General features: G+C 69.8%; 17 protein-coding genes. 8 read left to right on the top strand and 9 right to left on the bottom strand.

Annotated elements, in window-relative coordinates; translation table 11 throughout:
- Nucleotides 1-13: 13 nt before the first annotated feature.
- Nucleotides 14-1006, bottom strand: coding sequence for a carbohydrate ABC transporter permease (locus ACI2L1_RS13405; protein ID WP_404739453.1), 993 nt, complete (start codon nt 1004-1006; stop codon nt 14-16).
- 5 nt (nt 1007-1011) lie between these two features.
- Nucleotides 1012-2328, bottom strand: a complete 1317-nt coding sequence (locus ACI2L1_RS13410; protein ID WP_404739454.1) for an ABC transporter substrate-binding protein — start codon at nt 2326-2328, stop codon at nt 1012-1014.
- A gap of 160 nt (nt 2329-2488) precedes the next feature.
- On the opposite strand from ACI2L1_RS13410, the gene ACI2L1_RS13415 reads away from it, so the two are divergent.
- The 3 genes from ACI2L1_RS13415 to ACI2L1_RS13425 all read left to right on the top strand — a co-directional run bounded on the left by ACI2L1_RS13415 (nt 2489) and on the right by ACI2L1_RS13425 (nt 6177).
- Entirely contained in the window at nt 2489-3748 is a 1260-nt protein-coding gene (locus ACI2L1_RS13415) for an ROK family protein (RefSeq protein ID WP_404739455.1), read from the top strand.
- 98 nt (nt 3749-3846) lie between these two features.
- Nucleotides 3847-5187, top strand: coding sequence for an MFS transporter (locus ACI2L1_RS13420; RefSeq protein WP_404739456.1), 1341 nt, complete (start codon nt 3847-3849; stop codon nt 5185-5187).
- A 138-nt stretch (nt 5188-5325) separates the two neighbouring features.
- Nucleotides 5326-6177 carry a PaaX family transcriptional regulator C-terminal domain-containing protein gene (locus ACI2L1_RS13425; RefSeq protein WP_404739457.1) on the top strand — a complete coding sequence of 284 codons (852 nt, stop codon included), beginning with the start codon at nt 5326-5328 and terminating at the stop codon, nt 6175-6177.
- 283 nt (nt 6178-6460) lie between these two features.
- On the opposite strand, the gene ACI2L1_RS13430 is transcribed toward ACI2L1_RS13425, so the two are convergent.
- The 5 genes from ACI2L1_RS13430 to ACI2L1_RS13450 form a co-directional block, all read right to left on the bottom strand.
- A complete protein-coding gene (locus tag ACI2L1_RS13430; RefSeq protein WP_404739509.1) occupies nt 6461-7867 on the bottom strand; it encodes an ATP-binding protein in 1407 nt (468 codons plus the stop codon).
- An 18-nt stretch (nt 7868-7885) separates the two neighbouring features.
- The gene (locus ACI2L1_RS13435) at nt 7886-8614 is read right to left on the bottom strand and encodes a response regulator transcription factor (protein WP_404739458.1); all 729 of its coding nucleotides are present in this window, start codon (nt 8612-8614) and stop codon (nt 7886-7888) included.
- 98 nt (nt 8615-8712) lie between these two features.
- Nucleotides 8713-9429, bottom strand: a complete 717-nt coding sequence (locus tag ACI2L1_RS13440) for an FMN reductase (protein ID WP_404739459.1) — start codon at nt 9427-9429, stop codon at nt 8713-8715.
- Nucleotides 9426-10514 (bottom strand): LLM class flavin-dependent oxidoreductase, encoded by a 1089-nt coding sequence (locus ACI2L1_RS13445; protein WP_404739460.1) that lies wholly within the window; start codon nt 10512-10514, stop codon nt 9426-9428. Before ACI2L1_RS13445 ends, ACI2L1_RS13440 begins: the two co-directional genes overlap by 4 nt.
- A gap of 200 nt (nt 10515-10714) precedes the next feature.
- The gene (locus tag ACI2L1_RS13450; RefSeq protein WP_404739461.1) at nt 10715-11173 is read right to left on the bottom strand and encodes a hypothetical protein; all 459 of its coding nucleotides are present in this window, start codon (nt 11171-11173) and stop codon (nt 10715-10717) included.
- A gap of 132 nt (nt 11174-11305) precedes the next feature.
- On the opposite strand from ACI2L1_RS13450, the gene ACI2L1_RS13455 reads away from it, so the two are divergent.
- Nucleotides 11306-11641 (top strand): YnfA family protein, encoded by a 336-nt coding sequence (locus ACI2L1_RS13455; RefSeq protein ID WP_404739462.1) that lies wholly within the window; start codon nt 11306-11308, stop codon nt 11639-11641.
- 10 nt (nt 11642-11651) lie between these two features.
- Here ACI2L1_RS13455 and ACI2L1_RS13460 read toward each other — a convergent pair whose 3' ends face one another.
- Complete coding sequence (locus tag ACI2L1_RS13460) at nt 11652-12083, bottom strand: ester cyclase (protein ID WP_404739463.1); 432 nt, start codon at nt 12081-12083, stop codon at nt 11652-11654.
- A gap of 133 nt (nt 12084-12216) precedes the next feature.
- Between ACI2L1_RS13460 and ACI2L1_RS13465 the strand changes: the two genes are divergently transcribed.
- From ACI2L1_RS13465 to ACI2L1_RS13475, 3 genes are all read left to right on the top strand, one after another.
- Complete coding sequence (locus ACI2L1_RS13465) at nt 12217-12981, top strand: SDR family NAD(P)-dependent oxidoreductase (RefSeq protein ID WP_404739464.1); 765 nt, start codon at nt 12217-12219, stop codon at nt 12979-12981.
- Entirely contained in the window at nt 12978-13103 is a 126-nt protein-coding gene (locus tag ACI2L1_RS13470) for a hypothetical protein (RefSeq protein ID WP_404739465.1), read from the top strand. Before ACI2L1_RS13465 ends, ACI2L1_RS13470 begins: the two co-directional genes overlap by 4 nt.
- 196 nt (nt 13104-13299) lie before the next feature.
- On the top strand, nt 13300-14010 hold the full coding sequence (locus tag ACI2L1_RS13475) for an alpha/beta hydrolase (RefSeq protein WP_404739466.1): 711 nt from the start codon (nt 13300-13302) through the stop codon (nt 14008-14010).
- A gap of 52 nt (nt 14011-14062) precedes the next feature.
- Here ACI2L1_RS13475 and ACI2L1_RS13480 read toward each other — a convergent pair whose 3' ends face one another.
- A complete protein-coding gene (locus ACI2L1_RS13480; protein WP_404739467.1) occupies nt 14063-15256 on the bottom strand; it encodes an RtcB family protein in 1194 nt (397 codons plus the stop codon).
- 205 nt (nt 15257-15461) lie between these two features.
- Between ACI2L1_RS13480 and ACI2L1_RS13485 the strand changes: the two genes are divergently transcribed.
- Nucleotides 15462-16295, top strand: a complete 834-nt coding sequence (locus ACI2L1_RS13485; protein ID WP_404739468.1) for a DUF3558 domain-containing protein — start codon at nt 15462-15464, stop codon at nt 16293-16295.
- Nucleotides 16296-16327: the final 32 nt, after the last annotated feature.

Genomic DNA, 16327 nt, shown 5'->3' on the forward strand with positions numbered 1-16327 from the left:
GGGCGAGTTGGGGCTAGGCATCGGCCGGCTTCCTTTCCCGGGAGGTCAGCAGGAGGTAGCCGCCCGTCACCGCGAGCAGGAACAGCAGCAGGAGTACGGACATCGCGGAGCCGGTGCCGAAGTTCCACGTCACGAAGGACGCCTGGTAGATGTGGACCGAGATCAGGTCCGCGGCCTCCGGGGCCGACCTGCCGAACAGGACGTACGGCGTGTTGAAGTCGTTGAAGGTCCACAGGAACAGGACGAGGAGCAGGACCTGGTTGACGGGCCGCAGGGACGGGAGCGTGATGCGGCGGATCTGCTGCCATATCCCGGCCCCGTCCAGTGCCGCCGCCTCGTACAGCTCGCCCGGGATGTTCTGCAGCCCCGCCATGATGATCAGGAAGGCGAACGGCCAGCCCTTCCACACCGACACGGTCAGCAGCGCCCAGAAGCTGTTGTCGCCGATGAGCCAGAAGGACGGCTTGCCGGTGAGGCGGAGCTGGTCGTGCAGGACGTGGTTCACCAGGCCGTTGTCGTGCTGGAACATGAACACCCAGGTGATGACGGCCGCGTAGACCGGCAGGGCGTACGGCACCAGGAACAGGGCGCGCAGCAGGCCCCGTCCGCGGAAGGTGTCCTGCATGTAGACCGCCGCCGCGGTGCCGATCAGCCAGCACAGGCCGACCGACAGCAGCGTGAAGGCCACGGTGACGAGGAAGGAGTGCAGCAGCGCCTCGCCGACCGGGGCGTCGAAGTCCACCGACACCTTGTAGTTGTCGATGCCGGACCAGGGCGCTGCGCCCCAGTCACGGATGTAGAACTGCGTGAGCTCCTTGAAGCTCATCACGACGCCGATCACCATCGGCACCAGGTGCACCAGGAGTTCGAGGAGCAGGGCCGGCAGCAGGAGCAGATACGGCAGGCCGATGCGGCGGACCCTTCCGGGGCGGCGGCGGGGGCCTGGAGTCGCCGTCCCGGAGGGGTTCTTGTGCACGCCGGCCTCGGCGGGTGCGGTGGTGGCCATCGTGCTCACTTCGTCGGCATCTGCTGCTGGGCCTTGTCCAGTGCCGCCTTCACCGAGTCGGTGGTGACCGCGCGTCCGGCGGCCGCGTCGGCGAACAGGTCCTTGACGGCGGTTCCCACGGCTGTCTCGAACTGTGACTCGTCGGCGACCTGCGGCAGCGCGGCCGCGCTGGTGGCGAGGGTGTTCTTGAGGACCGCGTTGGCTCCCGAGCTGAAGACGGAGTCCTGCTGCACGGTCTTCACCGGCGGGATGGAGCTGTATGCGGTGTTGAGGATCTTCTGTTCGGCGTCGCCGGTCATGAACTTCACGAACTTCTTGGCGCCGTCGATGTTGTCGGTGTTCTTGAACACGGCCAGGTTGATGCCCATGACGGCCGAGTTGACCTGCGTGCCGGTGCCCGGGGTGCCGGACTGCACGGGCACCGGTGCGATGCCGTACTTGTCCTCGCTCATGCCCTGGGACTTGAGGTTGGCTGACGCGGACTGCCACAGCAGCATGGCCTGGTTGCCCTTGGCGAAGTCGCTCACCGACTGGTTCTGCGCGTACTCGGCGTCGCCGGTCGGTATGACCTTGTCCGTGGCCATGAGGTCGACGTACTGCTTGACCGCGGCCACCACGTTGTCGTTGGTGAAGTCGGGCTTGCCGTCGGAGGTGAAGAAGTCGCCGCCGTGCTGTTGGGCGAAGACGAAGACGTGGTGGATGTTCTCCGCCAGGTTCGAACCTTCCGCGCCCAGCGCCGACTTGCCCTTGGCCTGGATCTTCTTGCCGTCGGCGACCAGTTCGTCCCAGGTGGCGGGGGGCTCGGTGATGCCGGCGTCGGCGAAGATCTCCTTGTTGTAGTAGAGGGCGTACGCCATCGAGTAGAGCGGGACCGCGGCCGGGTCCTGGCCCTGGGCGCCGGTGGAGCCGAGGGCGGAGTCGACGAAGCGGTCCTTGCCGCCGATCGCGGAGAAGTTCTCGGTGTTCCAGGGCAGCAGCGCGCCGGTGGCCTGGAGGGAGGCGCTCCAGGTGTTGCCGATGTTGAGGACGTCGGGGCCCTGGCCTGAGGTGGTCGCGGTGAGGATCCGGTTGAGCAGGTCGGACCAGGGGACGACCTCGACCTTGACCTTGATGCCGGTCTGCTTCTCGAACTTGTCGAGTTCGGGCTGGAGGACCTTCTTGTCGACCTCGATGCTGGCGCCCTGGTTGGAGGCCCAGTAGGTCAGGGTCTTCGGTGAGTCGTTGGACCCGCCGCTCGTCGACGAGCCGCCGCCACAGGCGGCCACGAGAGTCATGAGGGAAACGGTGACAGCACCGGCGGCCGCGGCTCGGGTTCTGCGCATGGCTCTGGTGTCCCTTCCTGGGGAGACCCCCGGGTGCGTTCGTTTCTCGAACACCGCCCCCGGGGTTAATTTATGGCGTGATTTAAGACGCGAAGGAAAGTCGCGTCAAGAGTCGGCGCAGCGGTATCTTGCAGGTCGAGGCGGCGTCGAAGGGATCCACATGGCGGGGCGGAACGGGCGGACGGTGCGTGACCTGCGACGGGGCAACCGGACCGCGGTACTGCGGCGGTTGTATTTCGACGGGCCGATGAGCCGCTTCGAACTGGGTCCGGCCACCGGTCTGAGCGGCGGCTCCATCAGCAACGTGGTCGGCGAGCTGGTCGAGGACGGCCTCGTCGAGGAGGCCGGCACCGTCGAGTCCGACGGCGGCCGCCCCCGCACCCTGCTGCGCGTCGCCCCCGCCGGCGGCCACATGATCGGCGTCGATGTCGGCGAGACCCGCGTACGCGTCGAGCTCTTCGACCTCACGCTCACCGAACTCGCCCGCACCGAACGGCCCCTGGAGCATCACGGCTACGACGTCGAGGTCGTCGTCGGGCACATTCGCGACGGCATCGCCGAGGTGCTCGCCGACACCGACATCGCGCCCGAACAGCTGCTGGGCGTCGGCATCGGAGTTCCCGGCATCGTCGCCCGAACTCCCGAGCAGGGCGCGGTGGTCCACGGCCAGACGATCGGCTGGGACGCCGTGCCGCTCGAATCCCTGCTGCGTTCGACCTGTGAACTCCCCGACTCCGTCCCGTACTTCATCGACAACGGCGCCCACACCCTCGGTCAGGCCGAGCTGTGGTTCGGGGCCGGCCGGGGCTCCCGCAACGCGATCGTCGTGCTCTTCGGCTCGGGCATCGGCGCCTGTCTCGTCACCGAGGAGGTGGAGTACGGGCGCCCCCTGGAGTGGGGGCATGTGACCGTGCAGGTCAGGGGACGCCGCTGCCGCTGCGGCGCCCTGGGCTGTCTGGAGGCGTACGCGGGCGCGGGTGCGCTCGTCGACCGCTGGCGCGAGGCGGGCGGCCGGCCGCCGGAGGGCGTCGACGAGGAGACGGCGCTGGCCGCGCTGCTCGCCGCCGCCCACCCGGCCGAGGGCGCCGGGGCCGACCCGGTGGCCCTCGCCGTCCTGGAGGAGACGGCCGAGTACGTGGGCGCCGGCCTGTCCGACCTGGTCAACCTCTTCCAGCCCGAACGCATCCTCATCGGCGGCTGGGCGGGGCTCCAGCTCGGCACCCGCTTCCTGCCCGCCGTACGCCGGTACGCCGACGCGTACGCCCTGCGCCATCCGGCCGAACGCGTCTCCATCGCCCTCGGCAAGCTCGGCCCGGACGCGGTCACGGTCGGCGCGGCGAGCCTGCCCCTCGCCGACTTCTTCGCCGGGGGCGGGCGGCGCGACCGTCGTAGCGAAGGCGTAGATCACCGAGCCCAGTGATGCGCATCACACGGGCGCCAATGTTGTGCACTTTATTGACGGCCGTCATTTGAGAGCCTAATTTCGCGGTGTCCTTCCCCCGCTCAAGGGAGACCGCGATGTCCCCGTCCCCCGTCGCATCAGAACGCGTCCGCCAACTCCGCAGGGTCGCCCTGTCCGGACTGCTCGGCACCGCCGTCGAGTTCTACGACTTCCTCGTCTACGGCACCGTCGCCGCGCTGGTCTTCGGCGAACTGTTCTTCCCGGGCGCCGACCCCGCCGTGGGCACCATCGCCGCCTTCGGCACCTTCGCCGCCGGATACGTGGCCCGCCCGATCGGCGGCATCGTCTTCGGGCATTTCGGCGACCGCCTCGGCCGCAAGAACATGCTGCTGCTCACCATGGGCCTGATGGGCGGCGCGAGCTTCCTCATCGGCCTGCTGCCCACGTACGACACCATCGGCGTCTGGGCGCCGGTCCTGCTGATCACCCTGCGCGTGCTCCAGGGCATCGCCATCGGCGGTGAGTGGGGCGGCGCCACGCTCATGGTCGTCGAGCACGCCGGCGAGAAGCGGCGCGGCCTGTGGTCCAGCTTCACGCAGATGGGAGCCCCGCTCGGCTCCCTGATCTCCGCCACCGTCGTCGCCCTGGTCTCCACCCTCCCCAAGGACCAGTTCGCGGCCTGGGGCTGGCGCGTGCCGTTCCTGCTGAGCGTGCTGCTGCTCGGCGTCGGCCTGTTCGTCCGCCTCAAGGTGGTCGAGAGCCCGCTGTTCGCCGAGGTGAAGAAGGACCGCGCCGAGTCCCGGCTGCCGATCCTCGACGTGCTGCGCCGCCCCCGCCCGGTACTGCTGGCCTGCGGTGTCGGCATCGGCGCCTTCACCGCCCAGTCCCTGCTGACCAGTTACCTGATCGCGTACGCCACCGGCATCGGCTACGCCCGCCCGCAGGTCCTCACCGCGCTCACCGTCTCCGCCGCGACCGCGCTGGTCGTACTGCCCTGCGCGTCCGCGCTCTCCGACCGGATCGGCCGCCGCCCGGTCGTCCTCACCGGCGCCCTGCTGTCCGCCGCCACCGCCTTCCCCGTCCTCACGCTGGTCGACTCCAAGTCCCCGGGCTCCCTGATCCTGGCCGTCGTCATCGGCCACGGCATCGCCCAGTCGCTGATGTACGGCCCGCTCGGCGCCCTGTTCAGCGAGATGTTCGGCACCAAGGTGCGCTACACCGGCGCCTCCCTCGGCTACCAGGGCGCCACCCTGGTCGGCGCCGGGTTCTCCCCGATGATCGCCGGAAGCCTGGTGGCTGGCAGCGGCAACGGCACCCCCGTCGCCCTCCTCATCTGCGGCGGCTCGCTGACCACCGCGCTGACCGTGTGGTTCGTCCGCGAGACCAGCCGTACCTCACTCGGCGAAGGCCCCACCCCGCAGCCCGCCTCGCCCCACGCGGAGGGCGTCACCGCGTAACCGACGGCACCCGCCACGTCCGGCACCACCCCACCCCGTGCCCGTGCCCGGACGACCTACCCCGCCCGCCCGGCCGACCGCCGATGACCTCGTACGACCGCCTGCCGTGCCGCCGGCGGACGGTCGTACCCTTTCCCCGTGGAGGACGACGACATCCTGGATACCGCGGAAGGGCCGCAGCCGCGCCCGCAATCGCTCATGCTCACCTTCTTCGGCAACCACGTCCTGGAGCAGGGGGACTTGGGCGTCTACTCGGGCAGCATCATCGATGTGCTGGGCCGGGTCGGGGTCGGTGAACAGGCCGTGCGCTCGACCCTCACCCGCATGGTCAACCGCGGTCTGCTCCAGCGTCAGCGCGAGGGCCGCAAGATGTTCTTCGGTCTGACCCCGCAGGCCACCCGGGTCCTGATCGACGGCCGTACCCGCATCTGGAAGCAGGGCGCCGTCAACGACGACTGGGACGGCTCCTGGACCCTGCTCGGCTTCTCCCTCCCCGACTCCTGGAAACGCCAGCGCCACGACCTGCGCTCCCGGCTCACCTGGTCCGGGTTCGGCGCCCTGTACAGCGGCCTGTGGATCGCCCCCGGCCATGTCGACGTCTCCGCGGCGGTCGCCGAGCTGGGCCTGGCCTCCCACGTCAAGATCTTCCACGCCCAGGCCGCCGAGGTCACCGACATCGAGCAGATGATCAGCGACACCTGGGACCTGGAGTCCATCGCCGCCCGCTACGTCACCTTCGACAAGCGCTGGTCCGCGCACCTCGGCAACGGCTCCGACGACGACCCGATCGGCACCCGCCTCCGCCTGGTCAGCGAGTGGCTGTGGACCATCCGCACCGACCCGCGCCTCCCCGCCCGCCACCTGCCCCCGGCCTGGCCGGCCCGCACCGCCCAGGAGACCTTCCACCACGTCGCGGAACAGACCCACCCCGCACTGACGGCAGCACAGGCCGCACTGGAAACGACCCCACTACGCCGGCAGCCCGCCTAAGGCCTGCCCGGCAGCATCCAGGGCGTCACCACGGCCGAGCCGTACACCTACGCCACCAACGACAAGACAGGTGCCGGTTCCCTTCGAAGGGAACCGGCACCTGTCTTCGTCAGGGGCGCGGGGAACTGCGCGACCAGCCACAGACGACCCGCACCCGGCACGAAACAGCACCCCGCAGACGAGAACGCCCTCCTGCGGTACGGGCCCGGCGACATCCGGTCGGGATCCCGGCCCCGGCGTACAGCCACAACGGAACCGCAGCCGACCGACAACCCGACCCGGCTCAACTCCCGTACGCGTCCCCGCCGACCGTGAAGCCGATCACCGTTCCGCCGCCGTCCCGGGGGAACGCGAACGGCGCTCCGCCGTGCGACAGCGCCACCTCTCGCACGATCGACAGTCCAAGGCCCGAGCCAGGCAGCGAGCGCGCGTCGGCGGCCCGGTAGAAGCGGTCGAAGACCCGTACAAGATCGGCGTCGGCGATCCCCGGCCCCCGGTCAAGGACCTCCACCCGCACCGGCCCGGACAGCGTGAACCCGGACACCGAGATCTCGATCGCCTCGGTGCCGTCCCGGTCGAACTTCGCCGCGTTCTCGACGAGATTGGAGATCGCCCGTTGCAGCATCCCGGGCCGCCCGTCGGTCAACGTGGCGCCGCTCGCGTGCACCACGACCTCCCGCCCGGTCCGCCGCCGGGCCAGCCCCGCCACGTCCTCGGCGACGTCGGCGAGGTCGACCTTCTGCGGCGGCTCGTTGTCCGACTGTCCCGCCGCGAGATCGACCAGTTCGTTGACCAGGTCGGTCAACTCCCGGGCCTCCTGCGTCAGATCGGCGACCAGGTCGTCACGGGTGCCGGGCGGCAGCTCGTCGATCCGCCGCAGCAGCGAGATGTTCGTCCGCAGCGACGTGAGCGGCGTCCGCAGCTCGTGCCCAGCGTCCTGCACCAGCCGCCGCTGGTCCTCCTCCGACTGCGCGAGCCGCCCCAGCATCCGGTCGAAGGCCCGCCCGAGCCGCCCCACCTCGTCATAGCCGGTGACCGGCACCTCGATCCCCAGCCGCCGGGTGCGCGCCACGTCCTCCGCGGCCGACGTGAGAATCACCAGCCGCCGGGTGATCCGCCGGGCCAGCCACCACCCGAACAACCCGGCCCCGACGACCACCGCGGCCATGAGGATCAGTGTCCGCTGCTGCAGCGCCCGCAGCAGGTCCTCGGTGTCGCTGAACTCCTGGGCGACCTGCACGGCCCCCCGCCCCCCGCCGAGCGAGACGGTGGCGATCCGGTAGACGTCGCTGCCGACCGAGACCTCCTTGTGCAGCACCATCCGGCCGGCCGGATCCGCGGCCGCGACGGGCCGGTCACCGGAGACCACCGGCAGCCCGGGCCGCCCCGGATCGGCGACCGCCCCGGTGGGCCCCAGTACCTGTACGTCCGTACGGGCGGGCCGCACCAGGTCGTGCCCCGGCGCCGAGGACGAGAAGTCCTCCGGCGTCATCCGTTGGTGGCGCACCTCGTCCCGCAGATCCTGCACGACCTGGTCGAACACGGACTCCTGGTCCACCCGCACCAGTCGCGCGGCGGCGCTGTAGGACAGCACACCGACCAGCACGGTCACCGCGGCCGTCACCGCGGCGAAGGACACCGCGAACGTGGTCCGCAGGGACAGCAGCCGGGGCCGCGGCCGGGCCCACATCCGGGCCAGCCGGCCCACTCAGTCCTCCCGGAGCACGTAACCCACACCGCGCACCGTGTGGATCAGCTGCGGCGCGCCCGGCTCGTCGAGCTTGCGGCGCAGATAGCCGACGTAGACGGCGAGGTTCTTGGAGCCGGGCCCGAAGTCGTAGCCCCAGATCCGGTCGTAGATGGTCGAGTGGTCGAGCACGATGCCCGCGTTGCGCACGAGCAGCTCAAGCAGCTCGAACTCGGTACGGGTCAGCTCCAGCTCACGGGTCCCGCGCCAGGCCCGCCGTGCCTGGATGTCCATGCGCAGCCCGGCGGCCTCGATCCGGCCCTGAGGGAGGTCGGGCGCCGGGGGCGCCTTGGGGACGTCGACAGCCGGGGCCATGCCGTCCGGGCTCGTCCGCCGCAGCAGCGCACGCAGCCGGGCGAAGACCTCCTCGACGTCGAAGGGCTTCACCACGTAGTCGTCGGCGCCCGCGTCCAGACCGGCGATCCGGTCCTGGGTCTCCACGAGCGCCGTCAGCATCAGGATCGGCGTCCGGTCGCCCTCGGCGCGCAGCACCCGGCAGACCTGGAGCCCGTCGATCCCGGGCATCATCACGTCGAGGAGGAGCACGTCCGGCGGGGTCTTGTGGGCCTGCGCCAGCGCCTCGACGCCGTCGGCGACCGCGGTGACCTGATAGCCCTCCAGGATCAGGGCGCGCTCCAGGGCGTGACGGATGGCACGGTCGTCTTCGGCGAGCAGCACAGTCTGGGGCACCCCCTCAGTGTGCCGTGCCCGCCGAGTCGTACGACGTGATGAGCAGCTCACCGGGTGCCCTTCTTACTGGGCTCTCACCCGCTCACCGGAACGGACACTCACACCCGCAGCGCCGCCAGCCGCTCCTCGAACGGCACCACGTCGGCGAACCCGTCCGCCCTGGCCCGGGCCGACTTCGAGGGAGCCCCGATACCCACCGGCGCACTGGATCCGGCCGCCTCCGAAGCGCCCCCGGCGCCCGCCAGTACGCCAGACCCCTCGGAGGCGCCGCCCGCTCCCGAAGCGGTGCCCGCCTGCACTCCGGCCAGCCCGGTCATCAGCCCCGCCAGCTCCCCCGCGGCCCGCTCCACGCGCGCGTCCAGCCCCTCCGCCCCCCAGTCCTCCGAGGCCGCGTACACCCCGGTCGGTACGACGACGGCCTTGAGGTAGGCGAAGAGCGGCCGCAGCGCGTGCTCAAGGACCAGCGAGTGCCGGGCCGTCCCGCCGGTCGCCGCGATCAGCACCGGCTTGCCGGCAAGCGCCTCCGGCTCCAGCACGTCGAAGAACGACTTGAACAGCCCGCTGTACGACGCCGAGAACACCGGAGTGACCACGACCAGCCCGTCGGCCCCGGCCACCGCCTCCTGTGCGGCGGACAGCGCCGTGCCCGGGAAGCCGTTGGTGAAGTTGTGCGCGATGTCCACGGCGAGTTCCCGCAGCTCGACCACCTGGACGTCGACCGGGGTTCGCCGGCCGACCGCCGTGGCCAGCCGGTCGCCCAGCAGCCGGGTGGACGACGGGACGCTCAGCCCGGCCGAGACGACGACGAGCCTCATGCGACGACCTCCTTCTGCGTGGCGGCGAGCAGCGACGCGTGCGTGGGAGCCTCCGGAACGTCCGCCGGCCGCCCCGCCGCGAACTCCTTGCGCAGCACCGGCACGACCTCCTCGCCGAGCATGTCGAGCTGCTCCAGGACGGTCTTCAGGGGCAGGCCGGCGTGGTCCACGAGGAACAGCTGGCGCTGGTAGTCCCCGGCGTACTCGCGGAACTTCAGCGTCTTCTCGATGACCTGCTCCGGGGAGCCCACGGTCAGCGGGGTCTGGTCGGTGAAGTCCTCCAGGGAGGGCCCGTGCCCGTACACCGGCGCGACGTCGAAGTACGGCCGGAACTCCTTCACCGCGTCCTGCGAGTTGCGCCGCATGAAGATCTGGCCGCCGAGCCCGACGATCGCCTGCTCGGCCGTCCCGTGCCCGTAGTGGGCGTACCGGCTCCGGTACAGCTCGACCATCCGCTTGGTGTGGTCGGCGGGCCAGAAGATGTTGTTGTGGAAGAACCCGTCGCCGTAGTAGGCCGCCTGCTCGGCGATCTCGGGCGAGCGGATGGACCCGTGCCAGACGAACGGCGCGACCCCGTCCAGCGGCCGGGGCGTGGAGGTGAACCCCTGGAGCGGGGTGCGGAACTTCCCCTCCCAGTCCACGACGTCCTCGCGCCACAGCCGCCGCAGCAGCGCGTAGTTCTCTATCGCCAGGTTGATGCCCTGCCGGATGTCCTGCCCGAACCAGGGATAGACCGGGCCGGTGTTCCCGCGCCCCATCATCAGGTCGACCCGCCCGTCGGCGAGGTGCTGGAGCATCGCGAAGTCCTCGGCGATCTTCACCGGGTCGTTCGTGGTGATGAGCGTGGTGGAGGTGGAGAGGATCAGCCTCTCGGTCCGCGCGGCGATGTACCCGAGCATCGTGGTCGGCGACGACGGCACGAACGGCGGGTTGTGGTGCTCACCGGTCGCGAAGACGTCGAGCCCGACCTCCTCGGCCTTCAGCGCGATGGCGACCATGGCCTTGATCCGCTCGCGCTCGCTCGGCGTACGTCCGGTCGTCGGGTCCGGCGTGACATCACCGACGCTGAAGATCCCGAACTGCATGGTCGCTCACCCTCCAGGTTGTTGACGGTTCAACTATAACCGCACACCCAGAGAACGACGCCCCACGCACACCTATTCCCACCCACTCAAGGACACGGGGCCCATGTCATCCTGCGGCCCGCCGACCCACTCAGGGGCGCGGGGAACTGCGCGACAAGCCCCCACCGGCCCGCAGCCGAAAAACAACCCCCCGCAGCCCGTCAGAAGTAGTACTCATCCCCACTGTCCAACACCAACACCCGCTGCCGGTCGTTCTCCCGGTTCCGATCCACCGTCCCCCCGTTCCACACCGTGTCGATCTCCAGCACCACCTCCGACGGCACCCCCCGCACCCGCACCCGCAGCTCCACCCGCTCCCCCACCCCGTCCGCCGCCAACGCCTCCACCCGGCACAACACCACCCGCTCCGCCGACCGCGCACACCCGCCCGGCAGCGCCTGCCGGTTCAGCAGCGGCTCGGACCACCGCAACCGCACGGTCGCGTCCGGAACGGCGGCGGGCCCGTGATTGCGCGGCGTGAACCGTACGTCCACCCGCCCGCCGGACATGGCCGCGGCCCCGTGATACGCCAGATCCGCCTCGGGCCCGCCGACGGCGACCGCCGTACCCCCACCCACCAGCACCGCAACCACCGCACCCCACACCGCAAGCACCCGCATGCCACCCACTCCTCGCTCCAGCCGCCCTGGTCGCAGGGATGTATCCCACGTACGGCGAACGACAGGCGCCCTCCATCAGGTGACCCACGGGTGACACAAGCCCCGGCGAGACGGCGTGCGAAGCTGACCGACATGCTCGTAGCCCGCTCCGCCGCCCTCTTCGTCGTGGCCGCCCTCTTCGAGATCGGCGGCGCCTGGCTGGTCTGGCAGGGCGTACGAGAACACCGCGGCTGGATGTGGACCGCGGGCGGCGTCCTCGCCCTAGGCGCCTACGGCTTCGTCGCCACCTTCCAGCCCGACGCCCACTTCGGCCGCATCCTCGCCGCGTACGGCGGCATCTTCGTGGCCGGCTCGCTCCTGTGGGGCATGGCCGCGGACGGCTACCGCCCCGACCGCTGGGACCTCGCGGGCGCGCTGATCTGCCTCGCGGGCATGGCGGTGATCATGTACGCCCCGCGGGGCGACTGAGCGGCCGTACTCAAGGAGTCTCGTCGGGCAGCAGCCCCAGCTGCCCCAGGAACTCCATCTCGTCGAAGTAGAGCCGGTAGTCGGTGATCCGGCCGTCCTTCACCGTCGCGATGTCCACTCCACGGATCCTGATCTCCTTCTGCGTCGCGGGAAGCGCCTCCCCGGTCGGCAGCTGGATCGGCCCGGTGTTGCGCCCGCTGAAGACCCCCTCGTCGATGGCCGTGTCCCCGGTCTCGTAGGCGTGCAGCGACTCGAACGTGGCGTCCGGCACCGCCTCCGTCATCTGCCGCCAGTACGCGACGATGTTCTCGCGCCCACGGATCTCCCCCTCGTCGGGGGTGACGGCGACCGCGTCCTCCGCGTACAACTCGGCGATGACCTTCAGGTCCGGGTGCGTGACCGCCTCGGTGAGCCGGTCCATGACCTCACGCGCTTCTCCCATGATCCACCTCCGCATCTCAGAGGATCACCCACCTCATTTTCGCACCGGAAGGGGATACGGACCGCCCGGAGCGACACACGGCGCCGCACCTATCCTGACGGGAGCCCGACATACGAACGTCCGAGGAGCACCCATGCCCAGCGCAGCGTCCCGCATCGCCGTCGTCACCGGTGCGAGCAGCGGAATCGGCGCAGCGACCGCCCGGCAACTCGCCGCAGCCGGCTACCGCGTCGTCCTGACCGCCCGCCGCAAGGACCGCATCGAGGCCCTGGCGGAGGAGATCAACGCGGCGGGCCACCAGGCGACCGCCTACCCGCTGGACGTGACGGACCGCGCCGCGGTCGACGAGTTCGCCACCGCCTTCAAGACGATCGGCGTACTCGTCAACAACGCCGGCGGAGCCCTCGGCGCCGATCCGGTCGCGACCGGCGACCCCGCCGACTGGCGCACGATGTACGAGACGAACGTCATCGGCACCCTGAACCTCACCCAGGCCCTGCTCCCCAAGCTCGACGCGAGCGGCGACGGCACGATCGTCGTCGTCTCCTCGACTGCGGGTCTCGGCACCTACGAGGGCGGCGCGGGCTATGTCGCCGCCAAGCACGGCACCCACGTCCTCACCGAGACCCTCCGCCTGGAGATCGTCGGGCGCCCGGTCCGCGTGATCGAGATCGCACCCGGCATGGTCAAGACCGACGAGTTCGCCCTGACCCGCTTCGGCGGCGACCAGGAGAAGGCGGAGAAGGTCTACCAGGGCGTCGCCGAGCCCCTCACGGCCGACGACGTCGCGGACACGATCACCTGGGCGGTCACCCGCCCCAGCCACGTCAACGTCGACCTCCTGGTCCTGCGCCCCCGCGCCCAGGCCTCCAACACGAAGGTCCACCGCGCCCTGTGACCCGAGACCAGAAGGACCCCCATGACGAACGCCAGATGTGGTGGTGGCTCGCCTACTTCCTCTTCGGCATCCACATCGTGGCCTTCGTGATGATCTACGCGGTGACGCACGCCCCGAAGTGAGCGTAAAAGAAGAGGCGGTACGACCGCCCCGACGAGTACCTTGCGACCACGACCGTGACGTCACCGCGAGGAGGTGAGACCCATGACCGCAGTACGCATATGGGTGCTCCCCTGCCTTCGCCCCACGGTCCGGCGACTGACGTAGCTGTCGCCGGGAGCGCCTCACCGGACAGGCACTCCCGAAAGGCACCACGCCATGAACGACATCCGCGAACACGACTTCACGGTCGGCGAGGTCCCAGGCGTCCTCTGGTCCCCGCCCTCCGCCCGCTCAGGCACCCCCCTGATCCTGATGGGCCACGGCGGCGGCAACCACAAGAAGTCCCCGGCGATGACAGGCCGCGCCCAACTCCTGCTGGCCGCAGGCTTCCACGTGGCCGTCATCGACGCCCCGGGCCACGGCGACCGCCCCCGCACCGCACACGACGAGCAGGAAATCGCCGAGCTGTACCGAGCGAGGGCGGCAGGCGAACCGGAGGGCCCGATCGTCGTCCGCTACAACGCCCACCTGGCGGCCCAAGCCGTACCGGAATGGCAGTCGGCCCTGGACGCCCTCCAGAAACTCCCGGAGATGGACCCGGAAGCCCCCGTCGGCTACTACGGCATCAACATGGGCACGGCCATCGGAGTCCCCTTCGTCGCCGCCGAACCCCGCATCAAGGCAGCGGTCTTCGGCCTGCACTGGCCGGACGCCCTGGCGGAACACGCAAGGCAGATCACCATCCCGATCGAGTTCACCATGCAATGGCACGACGAACACATCCCCAGGGAATCCGCCCTGACCCTGTTCGACGCCTTCGCCTCAAAGGAGAAGACCCTCCACGCCAACGCAGGCAAACACAAGGAACTCCCCCGCTTCGAGGCGGCCAGCGCGGTCCGCTTCTTCACCCGCCACCTGAGCGTATGAGCGAAGGGCCCAGTCCTACCCGGACTGGGCCCTCCGTTGCTCATCCGGTGGTTCAGCCCTTCACGCACACGACCTGCTTCAGCTTCGCCACGACCTCCACCAGGTCCCGCTGCTGGTCGATGACCTGGTCGATCGACTTGTAGGCACCCGGAATCTCGTCCACGACGCCGGAGTCCTTGCGGCACTCCACGCCCCGCGTCTGCTCCTCCAGGTCCCGCGTCGAGAACCGCCGCTTGGCCGCGTTGCGGCTCATACGCCGACCCGCGCCGTGCGAGGCCGAGTTGAAGGCCTTCTCGTTGCCGAGACCCTTCACGATGTACGACCCCGTCCCCATGGAGCCCGGGATGATGCCGTACTCGCCGGAACCGGCCCGGATCGCGCCCTTGCGGGTCACGAGCAGGTCCATCCCGTCGTAGCGCTCCTCGGCAACGTAGTTGTGATGCGCGCTGATCTCCGCCTCGAAGGCCGGCTTGGCCTTCTTGAACTCCTTGCGGACCACGTCCTTGAGAAGCGCCATCATGATCGTGCGGTTGTACTTGGCGTACTCCTGCGCCCAGAACAGGTCGTTGCGGTAAGCCGCCATCTGCGGTGTCTGCGCGATGAAGACGGCGAGGTCGCGGTCGACCAGCCCCTGATTGTGCGGGAGCTTCTGGGCCACGCCGATGTGGAACTCGGCAAGTTCCTTGCCGATGTTCCGGGAACCGGAGTGCAGCATCAACCAGACAGAACCAGTCGTGTCCGTGCACACTTCGACAAAGTGATTGCCGGATCCGAGCGTTCCCATCTGCTTTTCGGCGCGACCGTGACGGAATTTGACCGCATCGGCGATCCCGTCGAACCGCCCCCAGAAGTCGTCCCACCCGGCAGTCGCGAACCCGTGCATCCGCCCCGGCTCGACGGGACTGTCATGCATCCCCCGCCCCACCGGAATGGCCTGCTCGATCTTCGACCTGAGCCGAGACAGATCCCCCGGCAGATCGTTCGCCGTCAGCGACGTCTTCACCGCCGACATCCCGCAGCCGATGTCCACCCCGACCGCCGCCGGGCACACCGCACCCTGCATCGCGATGACCGATCCGACCGTCGCACCCTTCCCGTAGTGGACGTCCGGCATCACCGCGAGGCCCTTGATCCACGGCAGGGTCGCGACGTTGCGGAGCTGCTGCAGAGCCACGTCCTCGACGGTCGCCGGGTCGGCCCACATACGGATCGGGACCTTGGCGCCCGGCATCTCCACGTACGACATATCGTCCTCATTCCCCCGGAAAGCAAACAGAAGTCTCAAATCGCAAAACCGGTGCCAAGGTCGACGAATGGGATGACGGACCGGCGTCCACGGCAATGCGTGCGATACACATTGTCTCCAGGGCACACCCCCGTGCGGCAAGCGAATAACCTGCGGGGACACTGACATCCCCACGAGTCGGAGACATTCCGAGAGGAGCCCCACCGTGCAGCGGAAGGCCTACGTACCCGGCGTCGCCGCCCTCCTCGTGGCGCTGTTGGCCGGCTGCACCGGCAGCTCCAGCGGCGACGGCACGACGAACGACGCCAACCCCGGCGATGCGGGCACCGCTTCCGCCGCCGCACAGCCCGGCAAGTACCGCACGCTCCCGGAGGCCTGCGGTGTGGTGGGCCAGAGCACTCTCGACACACTGCTGCCCGGCATCCAGCAGATCGCCGACGAGGACCAGCGCACCAAGGCCTACCAGGGCGAGGCCACACTCACCTACGACACGGACCGCAAGGTCGGCTGCCGTTGGAAGGTGGAGGCGACGGACGCCACCGAGTACCTCTCGGTCGACTTCGAGCGTGTGGTGTCGTACGACAACACGGTCAGCGACGACAGCGAGGCGCAGCAGTTGTTCTTGCAGGCGGAGGTGAAGGCGGACCTGCCGGTGGCGGCGACGTCCAGTGCCGCGTCGGACGTGGAGGAGAGCGGCACCGCGAGTCCTTCGGCCACTCCCTCGCCCACTGGCAGTGGCTCGGCCTCGGCCTCGACTTCGGCTTCCCCGAGCGCGTCGTCGTCCGCGACGCCGTCCGATCTGCAGCCCCGCGTTCTGGACGATCTGGGTGACGAGGCGTTCCTGGACGACACGTTGAGCAGCTCGGGTTCGACGGCTCAGCAGCGCAAGGTGACTGTGGCGTTCCGCACGTCCAACGTGATCGTGACCATCGAGTACGAGGAGCAGCCGACGTCGATCGGCGTCACTCCGGACAGCAAGGAAATGCAGGACAACGCGCGGAAACTGGCTTCTCAGCTGGCCGGGTCGCTGTCCGGCTGAGCGGTCTCCACACGCCCCTCACCCGTGCGCAC

The organism is Streptomyces sp. NPDC019531, assembly GCF_044903305.1.
Taxonomy (GTDB): Bacteria; Actinomycetota; Actinomycetes; order Streptomycetales; family Streptomycetaceae; genus Streptomyces.